This window comes from Pseudoalteromonas 'SMAR' (assembly GCF_048515945.1).
Taxonomy (GTDB): domain Bacteria; phylum Pseudomonadota; class Gammaproteobacteria; order Enterobacterales; family Alteromonadaceae; genus Pseudoalteromonas.
In genome coordinates this window covers 1-14,877 of the sequence record NZ_JBLWMW010000005.1, presented here as the reverse complement: position 1 = coordinate 14,877, position 14,877 = coordinate 1, and the positions used below count along the sequence as shown (strand labels likewise).

The 14,877-nt window shown below is 43.8% G+C and carries 13 protein-coding genes and 2 tRNA genes; 10 read left to right on the top strand and 5 right to left on the bottom strand.

The features are described 5' to 3' along the window. Window positions 1–244: 244 nt before the first annotated feature. Window positions 245–733: a winged helix-turn-helix transcriptional regulator gene (locus tag ACNKW2_RS03610; RefSeq protein WP_419147324.1), complete on the top strand. Its 489-nt coding sequence runs from the start codon at window positions 245–247 to the stop codon at window positions 731–733. Window positions 734–751: 18 nt separating this feature from the next. After that, the gene (locus tag ACNKW2_RS03605) at window positions 752–1,498 is read left to right on the top strand and encodes an SDR family oxidoreductase (RefSeq protein ID WP_336569157.1); all 747 of its coding nucleotides are present in this window, start codon (window positions 752–754) and stop codon (window positions 1,496–1,498) included. Here ACNKW2_RS03605 and ACNKW2_RS03600 read toward each other — a convergent pair. From ACNKW2_RS03600 to srmB, 4 genes are all read right to left on the bottom strand, one after another. Beyond that, a complete protein-coding gene (locus ACNKW2_RS03600) occupies window positions 1,436–2,038 on the bottom strand; it encodes a GNAT family N-acetyltransferase (RefSeq protein WP_419147323.1) in 603 nt (200 codons plus the stop codon). The genes ACNKW2_RS03605 and ACNKW2_RS03600 overlap by 63 nt on opposite strands. Further along, window positions 2,031–2,258: a helix-turn-helix domain-containing protein gene (locus ACNKW2_RS03595; RefSeq protein ID WP_419147322.1), complete on the bottom strand. Its 228-nt coding sequence runs from the start codon at window positions 2,256–2,258 to the stop codon at window positions 2,031–2,033. The genes ACNKW2_RS03600 and ACNKW2_RS03595 overlap by 8 nt, the downstream gene beginning before the upstream one ends. A 535-nt stretch (window positions 2,259–2,793) precedes the next feature. Continuing rightward, on the bottom strand, window positions 2,794–3,774 hold the full coding sequence (locus ACNKW2_RS03590) for a transposase (protein WP_419147321.1): 981 nt from the start codon (window positions 3,772–3,774) through the stop codon (window positions 2,794–2,796). Between the two features lie 552 nt (window positions 3,775–4,326). Then, window positions 4,327–5,544 (bottom strand): ATP-dependent RNA helicase SrmB, encoded by a 1,218-nt coding sequence (srmB, locus tag ACNKW2_RS03585; RefSeq protein WP_419147320.1) that lies wholly within the window; start codon window positions 5,542–5,544, stop codon window positions 4,327–4,329. Window positions 5,545–5,611: 67 nt separating this feature from the next. On the opposite strand from srmB, the gene ACNKW2_RS03580 reads away from it, so the two are divergent. After that, window positions 5,612–6,310, top strand: coding sequence for a tRNA1(Val) (adenine(37)-N6)-methyltransferase (locus tag ACNKW2_RS03580; protein WP_419147319.1), 699 nt, complete (start codon window positions 5,612–5,614; stop codon window positions 6,308–6,310). A 226-nt stretch (window positions 6,311–6,536) separates the two neighbouring features. On the opposite strand, the gene fldB is transcribed toward ACNKW2_RS03580, so the two are convergent. Beyond that, entirely contained in the window at window positions 6,537–7,058 is a 522-nt protein-coding gene (gene fldB, locus ACNKW2_RS03575; RefSeq protein WP_336569166.1) for a flavodoxin FldB, read from the bottom strand. A 53-nt stretch (window positions 7,059–7,111) separates the two neighbouring features. Between fldB and xerD the strand changes: the two genes are divergently transcribed. From xerD to ACNKW2_RS03540, 7 genes are all read left to right on the top strand, one after another. Then, complete coding sequence (gene xerD, locus ACNKW2_RS03570; protein ID WP_419147318.1) at window positions 7,112–8,065, top strand: site-specific tyrosine recombinase XerD; 954 nt, start codon at window positions 7,112–7,114, stop codon at window positions 8,063–8,065. Between the two features lie 77 nt (window positions 8,066–8,142). Next, complete coding sequence (gene dsbC, locus ACNKW2_RS03565; RefSeq protein ID WP_419147317.1) at window positions 8,143–8,880, top strand: bifunctional protein-disulfide isomerase/oxidoreductase DsbC; 738 nt, start codon at window positions 8,143–8,145, stop codon at window positions 8,878–8,880. Between the two features lie 135 nt (window positions 8,881–9,015). After that, window positions 9,016–10,743 carry a single-stranded-DNA-specific exonuclease RecJ gene (recJ, locus tag ACNKW2_RS03560; RefSeq protein ID WP_419147405.1) on the top strand — a complete coding sequence of 576 codons (1,728 nt, stop codon included), beginning with the start codon at window positions 9,016–9,018 and terminating at the stop codon, window positions 10,741–10,743. Between the two features lie 195 nt (window positions 10,744–10,938). Beyond that, a protein-coding gene (gene prfB, locus ACNKW2_RS03555; protein ID WP_419147316.1) for a peptide chain release factor 2 occupies window positions 10,939–12,037 on the top strand; the annotation gives its coding sequence in 2 pieces (ribosomal slippage) (window positions 10,939–11,013 and window positions 11,015–12,037; 1,098 coding nt in all). Between the two features lie 27 nt (window positions 12,038–12,064). After that, window positions 12,065–13,615 (top strand): lysine--tRNA ligase, encoded by a 1,551-nt coding sequence (lysS, locus tag ACNKW2_RS03550; protein WP_419147315.1) that lies wholly within the window; start codon window positions 12,065–12,067, stop codon window positions 13,613–13,615. Between the two features lie 882 nt (window positions 13,616–14,497). After that, a tRNA-Ser gene (locus ACNKW2_RS03545) sits at window positions 14,498–14,590 on the top strand. Between the two features lie 23 nt (window positions 14,591–14,613). Next, window positions 14,614–14,690, top strand: a tRNA-Arg gene (locus tag ACNKW2_RS03540). Window positions 14,691–14,877 lie beyond the last annotated feature (187 nt).

Here is a 14,877-nt window from a genome sequence, read left to right as displayed (position 1 = left end):
ACGACAAAATGATGCAGTCACATTGCTAACCATAACACACCTCAGGGCGCGTTCAACTTTTAGCCAGAATGCACAAATTAGAGCCTAGGTGTTAAACCATAAAAAGTGCTGAAAATACGGTTTAACCCTTTTTGTTAATTTCCGTGGCATTCTAGCGAAAAGACAGCAGAATATGCTGTTTTATTTTTTCGGAATACGGTAAATTTGCGGGTAATTAAAAACCCTCACAGAATTTTATGCTGATATGACAACCTCCATTAAAACGCGAGTATTAGACCGCATAGATATGGCCATTTTAGACGCTTTACAGCGCAATGCGCGGATCTCTAATGTTAACCTTGCAAAGGCGGTGAACTTGAGTCCGAGCCCTTGTTTGGACCGGGTTAAGAAGTTGGAAGCGGATGGGTATATTGAAGGCTATACGGCACGATTAAATGCTGCAAAGCTGGGCCAGCATTTGGTGGCGCATGTGGAAATCACGCTAAAAAGCTCCACCGAGGAAGTGTTCGATATATTCAAGCAGCATATCTTGGAAATTCCCAATATTGTTTCGTGCGATATGGTTGCCGGTGGTTTTGACTATTTAGTTAAAATCCGGGTACAAGATATGCGGCAATACCGTGAAGTGTTGGGGAGCATTATTGAGATCCCTGGGGTGGCGACCAACCACACTTATATGGTGATTGAGCATGTTAAAGAGGACATGGGGGTTGAAGTATTAAATTATCAGTAATCCAACAAGGAAGAAAAAATGCAAAAAGTGGCATTAATCACCGGCGCTAGCCGTGGAATTGGCGCCGCTACGGCTAAGCTGTTGGGTCGTCGCGGTTTTGTTGTTGCGGTTAATTACAAACAAAATGCTGTGGCGGCAAACAAAGTTGTCGATGATATTCAAGCTGCAGGCGGTAATGCCCTAGCAATTCAAACCGACATTACTGACGAAGCAGCCGTAGTGACAATGTTTCGCACAATAGAGGAAAAGTTAGGATGTGTGACCCACTTGGTTAATAACGCCGGTGTGTTAGACACCCAATCACGGGTGGAGCAGATGAGCGCCGAGCGAATTAATAAAATGCTGTGTAACAATGTTACGCCATACTTTATTTGTGCACGAGAAGCACTGAAACATATGCGACGCAGCGGCAATACCGCACAATGTGCTGTGGTTAATGTGTCATCTGCAGCATCATACCTAGGCGGTGCCAACGAGTATGTTGACTATGCCGCAGCAAAAGGCGCAATTGATAGTTTTACTAAAGGTCTTGCGCTTGAGTTAGCGCCAGAGCAAATCAGGGTGAATGGTGTTAGGCCTGGCTGCATTTACACCGATATTCATGCTGATGGTGGTGAAGCTGATAGGGTGGATAGAGTTGCCCATTTACTGCCATTGCAGCGCGGCGGTCAGCCTGACGAGGTTGCTACAGCCATTGCTTGGTTACTCAGCGGTGAAGCGAGCTTCGCCACAGGGAGTTTTATTGATTTGGCTGGGGGCAAGTAACTTATAAAAGTAGCTGGTGGCGTGAAAACAGCCTGAATTATCAATACTATAATCTGGGATTTGACCTACCAGACGATAACCTATTTGATTATAAAATACTTCGGCGCTTGAACCTGTTTGGGTGTCGAGTACTAATAAAGATACCTGCCGCTTGCGACATTCATCCTCGAGCTTTTGCATTAACATGGTTGCGATGCCATGACGTTGAAAGCAAGGAGAGATCAGTAGTTTTTCCACTTCTGCCCGATGCAGGCCGTTGTGTTTATGGTTCATTGATAACTGCACACACCCAATAATTGCCTCAGCCAACTTAGCTAATAGTAATATTTTATGTGACTGTGATACTTGTTCGATAACATGCTGCCAATAGCTGGTTATTTCTCGCCGGCTTGTGGTGTTAAGAAAGCCAATCGATGCTCCTTGCTCTAGCACTTCCTCAGTAAGTGTACAAAGCTGATTAGACAAAGCGATACAATCAACTTGCTGTAAAGTGAGATCAGGAGATCGAATGGCTTGGTAGCAGACCTCTGAACTAAGCATAGTACTGTGTTAACTCCTTGTTTATTTGCGCTAGGCTCTGCTCAAGCTTTACTTTTTCATGCATTAAGCGCTGCCATCGGTTTTGCTGCCCTTTAGCTGACTGCCTTAATGCCTCGTACAAGCTGCGTTTAGAAACATGGTAAGTGTTTGCGGCTTGCGAGGGAGTTAACATGCCATTATTAACCGCGTGCAATGCGGTGTCGATTTTTGATAAAGCCATTATGCTTGCTCCTTAGCGCTATTGCGTTTAGTTGAAGTGTCATGAACCGGCCAAACACTGACATCTAAATGCCACAATAAATACATGGTTTGATAGAGCGTATACATGGTGCGTCTCCATTGCTGTGAATAATATCGAGGAGGTATAAGGAAAAACTGTGCCAAGAATTTAAGTCTATAAATTTCAATCGCTTATAAAAATTAAGTCTGTTCTAATGCTTTAGCATGCACAGTTTTAGGGAGATGCACCGAGAAATTGCACCGATATGATCAGGTAATACAGTTAATACAGTTGACACCCACCTATGCAAAAACAGATCACCCATGTTGAGTGAAAGGTAAAATTCAAATGACACCCACCGTAAAAAACTACTTTTTTAAGAAGAGGTGTCACGAGACTGTTACTTTTTAGAGGGTTACAGAGGTGGCATAAAGCCAATAGTAAATGATTAACGTAACTGCCAATCAATAAGTATCAGCTATCTAAACCTACATGCGAGGTTGTGTGCATAGGCTTGTTACTATTTTAAATGCTTTTAGGCCGAGCAAGCTAACATAAGCTGAGAGTTACTTATGTTGGGTCGCCGCTTCTTATTTAGTGTTACGCAGTAGTTAGTAATTGCTTGAGGCCGCCCAACAGCTCCATGAAAAGCTCTAGAAAACTGTGTAGTGAGTTTTATCCAGTTTGCTGGTTCGATATCTAACCTAGCCAGAATTGGTTGAGATTCATTAATAAAGCCTGGCTTGTCTTGGCGTAGGCTCTTACCAGTAAATTCAACAAGCTCAATATAATAATTAAGTGTAAATGGTAGACCTTTAAGAATGTGGTTGCTTTGACTCCCTGTAAATCGCAGCAAGCTTCTGGGTTGCTTGCCTAATCTCGCATGGTCAATACGATTTTTTATACTTGTATAGTCTGAAGTTTCGGGTGATTCAGCTTGCTTTGCCCGAATAGGGTTTAAATCAACATAAGCTAAACAGGCAACAAGGGCGGCTTCATCTAATAACGCCTGAGACTTAAACCTGCCCTCCCAAAATCGCCCGGTACAGTCATCTTCTTTATTCGCTCGCCGGGCAATATCTTCATTTAAAGAGCGCATAAACCAACTGATGCTCGCAAGTCGGTTTCTATACTCGTTAATTGTCCTATCAAGTATCAATTGCTCAGATTCATTTAGTGCTTCGTTATTAATGTATTTCTGGGTGAGCCAATTACCTTTAAAAAGCTTATGCCAACGAATTACGATTGCTCTGGCCGCTAGACGTTTTGCTCTTTTATCATCAACATGTAATACGAGGTGAGTGTGGTTGCTCATCACTGCATAACCACAAATGTCGATACAAAAAACTTTGGCAAGTGTAGCTAGCTTTTGCTCAACCCAGTCTCGGCGGTGCTCATAGGATTTACCTGTTAGGGAGTCTTTGCCACATAAAAAAGCTCGTCTTACGCAGCGGGAAACGCAGTGATAATACTTGGTATCGGCTAAACTAATTTGTCTTTTTCGGGCAGTAGCCATAATTACTATCCTCAGTCCTTGAGTACAACCTTAATGTAGACAAGGATTGTTCAAATAGCAAACTATTAAAACTTTACATTGGGTGTCAGTTAAAGCTTGGTGTGGTGGGTGTCATCCGAAGCTGATCATCCGAAGTTGGTTATATGGTATGTGATTGCCTGAATATAAATGAGCTACATCTTGGTTGTCGCAAAACTAAACGTTTAATAAAACACTCTAAAGTTGAAGTGTTACTCTTCTGAACCATTTTTAACTTTCCGTGATAGAGCTCATTGAAATTCAACTTTGAGCAGTAAATATTGAATGTCTAGGCTTGATGTGCTGTGTTATTTTTTATAAATCACCAATGTGTCTTTTATAGGTAAAAGCTGAGCAGTGAAGAGGTTTTCGTAGGTATTTAGCATTGCGTTTTTTGTGGTTTTTAACCACTCTACTTACAGGGCTAATCTCAGTCGGTTTATTTTGGTTGATCCACTTATCATCTTTAAAGAGTAAAGCGCCTTATTCACTAAAAAGCCAACCCTAAGAGTTGGCTTTTATTAGTCGAAGCGGTTACTTCTTCTTTTTCGCTTTTTTCTTAGCTTTGATTTTTGCCGGATCTTTTTTCTTTTTCGGCGCTTTAGCTTCTTTATGTTTTGGCTCTAAGCCTTTAATAACTCGGCGCTTTAACTTTTGATCTGTATAACGCTCGACTTTACCTAAAATTTCGGCATCGTGGGCTTCAACTAGCGATATCGCAGTACCTTTTTTACCAGCACGCCCTGTACGGCCAATACGGTGGACATAAATATCTGCTGTACGAGGCATATCGAAGTTTACAACATGACTGATATCAGCGACGTCGATACCTCGAGCAGCAACATCTGTAGCAACTAAAATTTTAGTTTTACCACTGTGGAAGCTGGCCATTGCTGTCATTCTTTTGTCTTGTGGCATTTCCCCACGCAGCCAAGTTGTTTTTATACCTTTAGCAAAAAGTTCTCCAACCAGAGTTTCTAGGCGTTCGCGAGTCTTCACAAACACCACGGCTTTGGTGACTTCTTCGTCATCAAGAATATTAGCTAGTAAATTAACTTTGTGCTGATAGTCGTCAGCCAAATGAATCCATTGATGGATTTTGCCTTTTTCTTTGCGAGATGGGGTTGCCTCGATTAATGCCGGGTCTTGCAAAATGCGCTCTGCAAATCTCTCAACACTTTCTCCTTCAAGTGTGGCAGAAAACAGAAAGCATTGACGTCGATTTACCGCTTCAGAGCAGATACGGAGCATCTCTTTTCTAAAGCCCATGTCTAGCATGCGGTCGGCCTCGTCTAAAATGAGTAGCTCAACGTTTTCAGCGTGGAAGTTTTCGGTTTCTAGGTATTCCATTAACCGGCCTGGGGTAGCAATCAAGATGTCATTGTTTTTTTCAAATATCTCTTTGTGGCTACCGTAGTTAATCCCGCCAGTCACTACGCCAATTTTTAAATTCACTCCCGCAGCCAGTGCTTGGCATTGTTCATGAACTTGATAGGCTAATTCGCGAGTGGGTGTCATTATTAATACTCGGGCAAAACCAGGATCCTTGCGCGGAAAGTCAAGCAAATACTGAATCGCGGGGATCAAAAATGCAGCGGTTTTACCTGTTCCGGTAGGGGCGCTGGCGAGAATATCTCTTCCTATCAACGCTTCTGGAATGGCCATCTGTTGAATGCTTGTTGGGGTTTCAAAGCCCATTTTTTTAATCGCATTAATCAGCTTGCCGTCTAAATCAAATTCAGTAAATTGCATAGTGCATCACAAATAAAGGACAATAGCGGAATTATACGTTGCAATTGCATTTTCTCAAAGGTGTTGAATGTCTCAGTTTGCATTTAAGCAATTTATTATTGGTCAAAACCATGCTGCCATGAAAGTATCTACCGACGGTATTTTATTGGGTGCGTGGGCACCATTGGATGGCACTGGCAAAATTATTGATGTTGGCAGTGGCACAGGGTTATTAGCTTTAATGCTAAAACAGCGGGCTCCTCAAAGTGAAGTGCACGCTGTTGAGTTAGACAATGATGCTATTTTCGATGCTAAGCAGAACATAGCTCAGAGCCCATGGCCTGATATTCAACTTCATCACTGTGCTATTCAAAAGTTTGATTCGCACGGTAATTTTGATTTAATGATTTCAAACCCTCCTTATTTCAATGACAGTTTAAAAGCTCAAACGCCGCAACGTAGCCGTGCAAGACATACCGATTCACTAAGCTTTTTGGAGCTTTTACAGGCATTTAAGCGTTTAACTAATCCAAATGGTCACTTAGCTATCATTTTACCTTTATACGAAAGTGAACACATATGCGAAGTAGCAAGTAAAGTGGGTGTCTTTGTTATCAAGCGCTGCGAAGTAAAAGCCACGCCTAAGAAAGCGGTATCGCGGTGCCTCCTATATTTCTCAAAAGTACGAGGAGAGTGTGAAAGCACTGACCTGACTATTTACGATCAGCAAAATCAATATAGTGATGATTACGTGGCGCTTTGTCGTGAGTTTTACTTAAAAATGTAGCTTCAGCTTAAAGTCTTATTGGTATCCGCATAAGGTATGGTTTGGTTTTTCATATGGGTGTCTTTTATGTAAAGACAGCTTATTTTACTTTTACTAAAGGTAGGCTTTGTAAAAAAGTGGGTGTCTTTGCTAATATTTTTTAGGTGGGTGTCTTCGCTAATTGGAGGGCATACTGGTCATAAAAGCAGGGCAGCAGCAAAGTGCTGCCTGTTTTGAATACAAGGAATCAGTCTAGTTCACTGTACTCGGTCATCACTTGTTCTATCCAGGTGGCAATCCGTTCATCGCTCATGTCGTACTGACTGTCTTCATCCAGTGCCAGTCCCACAAACTGAGACTTATCTTCAGTGAGTGCTTTAGACGCTTCAAATTCATAGTCGTCGGAGTTTGGCCAGTAGCCCAAAAACTGCACGCCTTGTGGGGCTATTTTATCGTGTAACATGCCTAATGCATCTTGAAACCATTCGCCATAACCTTGCTGGTCGCCCATGCCATAAAGGGCAATTACCTTACCACTGAGGTTAACTTGGTCAATATCGTCCCAATGCGACTCCCAATCTTCTTGCAACTCACCAAAGTCCCAAGTCGAAATACCAAAGATCAAAAAATCAAACTGCTCAGCCTTGGCGAGCGGTTCGTCTTTGATATTGAATAAGGTGACGCTGTCTTTACCGATGATTTCTTGAATCTTTTCTGCGGCCATCTCGGTGTAGCACGTTGTGGAGCCGTAAAATAAGCCAATTTGCATTGTATTTATCACTTTCAATTTGACTGGTATTATATAAAGCGCAAGTCTACAACATGACGCCATTAAATTATACAGGTACCGCGGTGAGCGAACAGCATCAAACTTCTACCCCTCAAAACAGCAGCGAGTGCATCGAAATCTTTTTAGATGCTTTATTTTTAGAGCAGGGGCTTAGCGAAAACACCATTGCTGCGTATCGTAACGATCTTGAAAAGTTTCGCCGCTTTATGCAAGAGGTGCAAAAAACGGATGATTTGCTCGCTGTAAGTAGCCAAGATATCGAGTTCTATTTGGCGTTTCGTATCGACTCCGGTTTAAAATCACGTAGCAATGCCCGAGCGATCAGTGCCTTAAAGCGATTTTATTTATATTGGCAGCGGGCGCAGCAAATTCCCTATAGCCCCCTCGAAACTATTGCGCAGCCTAAAACAACGCAGTCATTACCAAAAACCTTATCGGAGCAAGAAGTCGAGGCTTTGCTAAACGCGCCTGATTGCGACGACCCTATGGGGTTAAGAGACAAAGCCATGCTTGAGTTACTGTACGCCACCGGACTTCGTGTTACAGAGCTGGTGGGGTTAAGAATGGAACAAATCAATCTGCGTCAAGCGGTGGTGCTGGTGCGCGGTAAAGGTGGTAAAGAGCGCATGGTTCCCATGGGAGAAGAAGCGTTGTACTGGATTGAACAATTCCTTAAAAAAGGACGTAGTTTAATGGTTAAACACGCCACAGATTTTGTCTTTCCATCCAAACGCGGTGTGGGCATGACACGACAAACCTTTTGGCATCGGATAAAACACTATGCTATTTTGGCAGACGTAAAGTCGCCATTATCGCCACATACAATGCGTCATGCTTTTGCAACACATTTATTGAATCATGGCGCTGATCTTAGGGTCGTGCAAATGATGCTTGGCCACAGCGATTTGTCGACCACTCAGATTTATACGCATGTTGCCAGCGAGCGCCTTAAAAGCTTGCACCAGCAGCATCACCCAAGAGCATAAAATATTGTGCTGGGAATTATTTATGGTTACTCCGGTCTTAGTGAGTAATCGAGAGTAAAAGATTTAAAGAGAGCAGAATGAAGAAATTGATCCTTGCCGCGTCAATGGCACTTAGCTTTGGCGCTTTCGCTGAGTCATCAGAGGCCCCAGTGACACCGATGACACAACCTGATCCAATCACAACTCAGTTCCAAGGCTTAGGGCTAAAAGTCAAAGAGCTTTCAGACAGCCCGCTTGCGGGATTAAAAACGGTGATTACCGATAAAGGCGTTTTTTATGCCAGCAGCGATGGCAAATACTTAATTCAGGGTACTATGATCGACCTTGATAACCGTCGTAATATCACCGAAGAAGCGCTGGGCAAGGTTCGAAAACAAGGCATTGCTGAGTACCAAGACTCTATGATTGTGTATAAAGCCGAAAATGAAAAGCACCAGATCACGGTATTTACCGATATTACCTGCGGCTATTGCCGTAAATTACACCGCGAACTGGAAGATTACTTGGCTGCTGGGATAACAGTAAACTATCTTGCTTTCCCACGCGGAGGTTTACGTGGCAACGGCTATGAAGATCTAAGAAATGTGTGGTGCGCTGATGACGCGCAAACCGCATTAACAGAGGCTAAAGCCGGCGCTGAAGTGAAAGAAGTAGAAAACTGCAGTGCGCCAATTGCTGAGCATTATGAGCTTGGTCAAAGCTTTGGTATTTCAGGTACACCAGCCATTATCCTAGAAGACGGTGCGATGATACCAGGTTACCAACCTGCGGCTGCCATTGTCCAAATGCTGGACTCAAAAAACAATCAGTCTTAGTGCTTAACCGTTGTTGCTTGGTGGCGTTTATTGTTTAAAGCCATTAAGATAGCAACAATGAGAATTAGCATATCCACGTCGTTATCGTGGATTGAAAAAAAGGCCTGTATGGCCTTTTTTGTTTGTGAAGAGCCCATGCATACTGAAATTAAACCCAGAGTTCGAGTCGACGATAGTCATTTACCCGATTCACTTCACCCTGTTATCAAGCAGCTTTACGCCGCCAGAGGGGTCAAATCGGCTACTGAGCTAGACAACAGTGCTGCGACTTTACATGATTTTAAGCTGTTTAAAGACATTGAACTAGCAGCTGAAATTCTCGCAGCGGCCCTTGACCAACAACAGCAAATATTAATTGTTGGCGACTTTGATGCCGATGGCGCCACAAGCACCGCAGTGTTAATGGAAGGGTTGCCACAATTTGGTTTCCAGCAAGTTGATTACTTAGTTCCCGACCGCTTTAGCCTAGGCTATGGCTTGAGTCCTGCACTTGCCCAGCACATTGTGTCACTGGCACCCGATTTAGTGATTACGGTCGACAATGGTATATCTTGTATTGCGGGCATTGACATTGTGAAGCAAGCTGGAATTAAAGTTATTGTTACCGATCACCATTTGCAAGGAGAGCAGCTGCCAAACGCCGATGCCATTGTGAACCCTAATCGCTTTGACTGCCGTTTTCCCTCTAAAGCCATTGCCGGTGTCGGCGTTGCCTTTTATTTGCTCATTGCGCTGCGCCACCATCTACGCGGCCTTGACTACTTTGCTAAGCAACAAGTAGCAATGCCTAATTTAGCGTCATTACTGGATATTGTAGCCTTAGGGACAGTTGCAGATGTGGTTGCCTTAGATGCCAATAATCGCACCTTAGTGCACCAAGGGTTAGCGCGGATCCGCAGCGGCAAGACTCGCCCTGGCATACAAGCATTGATTGAAGTGGCTAACCGCAATAATGTTCGTCTTAATGCCAGTGATTTTGGTTTTGCATTGGCCCCTAGGCTTAATGCTGCCGGCCGTTTAGATGATATGAGTTTAGGCATTGCTTGCTTGTTAGCAAAAGACACCCACCAAGCCAGGCGCATTGCTGCAGAGCTCGACAGCTTGAACGTGGAGCGGCGTGAGATTGAGCAAAGCATGCAGCAAGAAGCACAAGCTGTGCTTGAGCGGATCGTGCTGCAAAATCAAGAAGTGCCCGATGCGTTATGCCTTTATCAAGATGATTGGCACCAAGGCGTAATTGGCATACTGGCAGGGCGGCTGAAAGAAAAGTATCACCGACCTACCATTATTTTTGCGCAAGGTGATAATGGCGAAATTAAAGGCTCATGTCGCTCAATTGAAGGGCTACATATGCGTGATTTATTAGAGCAAATTAACACCCTACACCCAGACCTAATTATCAAATTTGGCGGTCACGCTATGGCTGCAGGGCTTACCATTCCAGAGTCAGAGTTTAGCCGCTTTAAACAGATCTTTTCCGAGCAGGTGAGCAGTACACTGTCGGAAGAAGCCAAACAAAGTATTTTGCTCACCGATGGTGAGTTGCCTTCAGAGTGTTTTTCAATGGATTTTGCCTATGAATTACAGCAAGCCGGCCCTTGGGGACAGCATTTTAGCGAGCCGGTATTTCAAGGTGTTTTCGAATTGGTGCAGCAGCGTATTGTTGGTGAAAAACATTTAAAGTTGGTGCTAAAGCATTCTTCTGGTCGTTTGGTCGATGCTATTGCTTTTAATGTCGATGTCAGGGCTTGGCCTAATCACCAAGCAAACCATGCGCTTGTCGCTTATCAGCTCGATATTAATGAATTTCGCGGCAAATATACCTTACAACTTATTGTTCGTGAGCTTCAGGCGCAAACGTAAATTTAGACTGGCATAGGGGCTAAAAAAGCCAGAAAATTCCGCCTTAAAGGGATGCTATACGCGGCGATTATTTGATACTATTGTGCGCTTATATTAAAGCTGTGGCGCTGACAATTAGGTCAACACAAGCCATATCCTCGCATACGGGGAGTGGTAAATGCACAGTAATCAATTTTAGTTCTGGAGTAATGGTACATGTTTGAAGTGAATCCTGTGATTAACCAAATCAAGGAAATTCGCGAGCGCACAGAGCTGCTTAGGGGGTATCTTTGACTATGCTCTAAAGCAAGAGCGTTTAGAAGAAGTCAATGCCGAGTTAGAAGACCCCGCGGTTTGGAATGAGCCAGAAAAAGCACAAGCTTTAGGTAAAGAAAAGTCCAACCTAGAAGTCATTGTGGAAACCATCGACAACCTTGTAGCCGGTGCCGATGATGTTGAAGGGTTAGTTGAGCTTGCGGTTGAGGCCGAAGACGAAGAAACCTTTCAAGAAGCAGAGGCTGAGGTGGATGGCCTAGTTGCGCAACTAGAGAAGCTTGAATTCCGCCGCATGTTCTCAGGCGATCAAGACGCCAATGATGCCTATATTGACCTGCAGTCTGGCTCCGGCGGAACGGAAGCTCAAGACTGGTGTAATATGCTGCTGCGCATGTATTTACGTTGGGCTGAAGCTAAAGGCTTCAAAGCCGAGATTGTTGAAGCGACCGACGGAGACGTGGCTGGCATTAAAGGGGCTACCGTAAAAATTAGCGGTGAATACGCCTACGGCTGGCTGCGCACTGAAACTGGCGTACACCGCTTAGTACGAAAGAGTCCATTTGATTCTGGCGGCCGTCGTCATACTTCATTTGCTTCTGTATTCGTTTACCCAGAAATAGACGATAATATTGAAATTGACATTAACCCAGCTGATTTACGCATAGACGTATACCGTGCATCAGGGGCTGGTGGTCAGCACGTAAACCGGACTGAGTCAGCGGTGCGTATTACCCACTTGCCAACTAATACCGTGGTGCAGTGTCAAAACGATCGTTCGCAGCACAAAAACAAAGATCAAGCAATGAAGCAGTTAAAAGCAAAATTGTTTGAACTTGAGCTGCAAAAGCAAAATGCTGAAAAACAAGCACAAGAAGATGCCAAATCTGACATTGGCTGGGGCAGCCAAATTCGTTCATATGTACTGGATGACTCGCGTATTAAAGATTTACGCACCGGTGTTGAAAATCGAAATACCCAAGCCGTATTAGATGGCAACTTAGACAAATTTATCGAAGCAAGCCTGAAATCAGGCCTTTAATCCACAAGCTAAACTAAGAGCTAAACAATGACAGATCACAATCAAGACGAAAATAAACTTATTGCTGAGCGTCGTGGCAAGCTAGATGCGATCCGTGAGAATTGCCCTGCCAATGGCCACCCGAACTCATTCCGCCGTGAAGATTACACAGCCGATCTACAAGCTAAGTTTGGTGATAAATCGAAAGAAGAGTTGGTGGAGCTAGACCATCAAGTTTCTGTTGCTGGCCGTTTGCTTGCTAAGCGTGGTCCTTTCTTAGTATTGCAAGATATGAAAGGGCGCATTCAGGCCTATGCTTCGAAAGACGTACAAAAAGACCTTAAAGCGAAATACGGCCAGTTAGACATTGGCGATATTATTGGTGTTAAAGGACCATTACATAAATCAGGTAAAGGTGATTTGTATGTTCACATGAATGAATACGAGTTACTGACCAAAGCTTTGCGTCCGTTACCTGAGAAGTTCCATGGCCTGACTGACCAAGAAGCTAAGTACCGTCAGCGCTATGTTGATTTAATTACCAACATGGACACCCGTGAAACCTTCCGTATTCGCTCTCAAGTCATTAATGGTATTCGTAACTTCTTGGCTGAGCGTGACTTTATGGAAGTAGAAACGCCAATGCTACAGGTAATTCCTGGTGGTGCTACGGCACGTCCTTTCGTTACTCACCACAATGCCCTAGACATCGATATGTATCTGCGTATCGCTCCTGAGCTTTACTTAAAGCGTTTAGTGGTTGGTGGCTTTGATCGCGTGTTTGAAATTAACCGTAACTTCCGTAACGAAGGCCTTTCAACTCGTCATAATCCTGAATTCACTATGATTGAATTCTACCAAGCGTACGCGGATTACAATGACTTGATGAACCTAACCGAAGACATGTTACGTACCGTTGCACAAGATGTGCTTGGTACCACTACGGTTGTTAATACCGTTAAAGATGCCGAAGGTGAAGTACTAGAAGCCATCGAGTACGATTTTGGTAGCCCGTTCCAGCGCTTATCAATGGCGGATGCTATTTTAAAATATGGCCCAGACGCCGAAGCACAAGCTGAAATCTTCAAAGATCCAGAAAACCACTTTGAAGCACTAAAAGCTTACGCCAAGAAAGTACACGTTAAGACGCCAGAAAACTGTGTTTGGGGCCCTGGTAAGTTCCTATGCGAAATCTTCGAGGAAGTGGCTGAGCACAAGCTTATCCAGCCAACCTTTATTACCGAGTATCCTTGGGAAGTGTCGCCACTGGCACGTCGTAATGATGAAAACCCATTTATTACTGACCGCTTTGAATTCTTCGTTGGTGGCCGTGAATTAGCGAACGGTTTCTCAGAGCTCAACGATGCCGAAGACCAAGCTGCACGTTTTGCTCGTCAGGTAGAAGAAAAAGACGCCGGTGATGACGAAGCAATGCATTACGACGCTGATTATATTCGCGCATTGGAGCATGGTTTACCACCGACAGCAGGCGAGGGGATTGGTATTGATCGTTTGGTGATGTTATTCACTGACTCTCCAACAATTAAAGACGTGATCCTGTTCCCACATATGCGTCCAGAGTTACAATCTGAGCAGTAACCCTGTTAGCAAATAAAGACAAAAAAAGCGCCTTTAAGGCGCTTTTTTTGTCTTTTGTGACCCATCCTAGAGAGCGATGACACTTTTCCAGCTTGATTAAGAAAAACTTACCTAGACACCAGAAAACTTACCTAGACACTCACTACAAAGGTTTAAGAACTAAGTTTACCGCAGTCGAGCACCGAATAAATTTTACATGACACCCACTCTAAGAATACAACTTAGTGAACTTAGTAAGACACCCACGCCAAGGTTTCAGAACTGAGTCTATCTAGATAGGTCTCTTAGTCAGCTTTAAGTGACACCCACTCTAAGAATACAACTTAGTGAACTTAGTAAGACACCCTCGATAAGGCTTCAGAACTGAGTCTATCTAGTTAGGTCTCTTAATCAGCTTTAAAAGACACCCATTCTTAGCGTGAGCATGGTTAAAACCAAAACACCATGCAAAGCATAGAGTCAGCTTTAAGTGACACCCACTCTAAGAATACAACTTAGTGAACTTAGTAAGACACCCTCGATAAGGCTTCAGAACTGAGTCTATCTAGTTAGGTCTCTTAATCAGCTTTAAAAGACACCCATTCTTAGCGTGAGCATGGTTAAAACCAAAACACCATGCAAAGCATAGTAAGCTCTCTTGCTTTGAAGCGGTTTTCACATGCGGCAGGTTTATCATTATGGGGTTATTTGAGTGGCGCTCAAAAGCCAAAAGTAGTGGGGGAGTTAATGATATTTTTCCGCTAAGCTGTTACAAAATAGCTATAAATTATGGGGAATGTTGAGATTCTAGGCAGACTGCACAATCTATCACCATTCGGTGCGTTTTAACAAGAAAAGTGTTTGACATATTTTTTATAGGCTATATTATACGCCCCACAAGACGGAGAGGTGGCCGAGTGGCTGAAGGCGCTCCCCTGCTAAGGGAGTATAGGGTTTGTAGCCCTATCGAGGGTTCGAATCCCTCCCCCTCCGCCATTTTATTATGGTTATCTTGTAACGGACGCATAGCTCAGCTGGATAGAGTACCTGGCTACGAACCAGGCGGTCGGAGGTTCGAATCCTCCTGCGTCCGCCACTTTTCCCCAAGTGGTAAAACAAGGGTAACGGATACAGGCGGTAAGAGGTTCACTCTTTACAATTCATGTCCTGCATCCACCACTTTACTTCAAGTGTAAAAAGAAGCAGTTGAAAAACTGAAAATTTATACCGGACGCATAGCTCAGCTGGATAGAGTACCTGGCTACGAACCAGGCGGTCGGAGG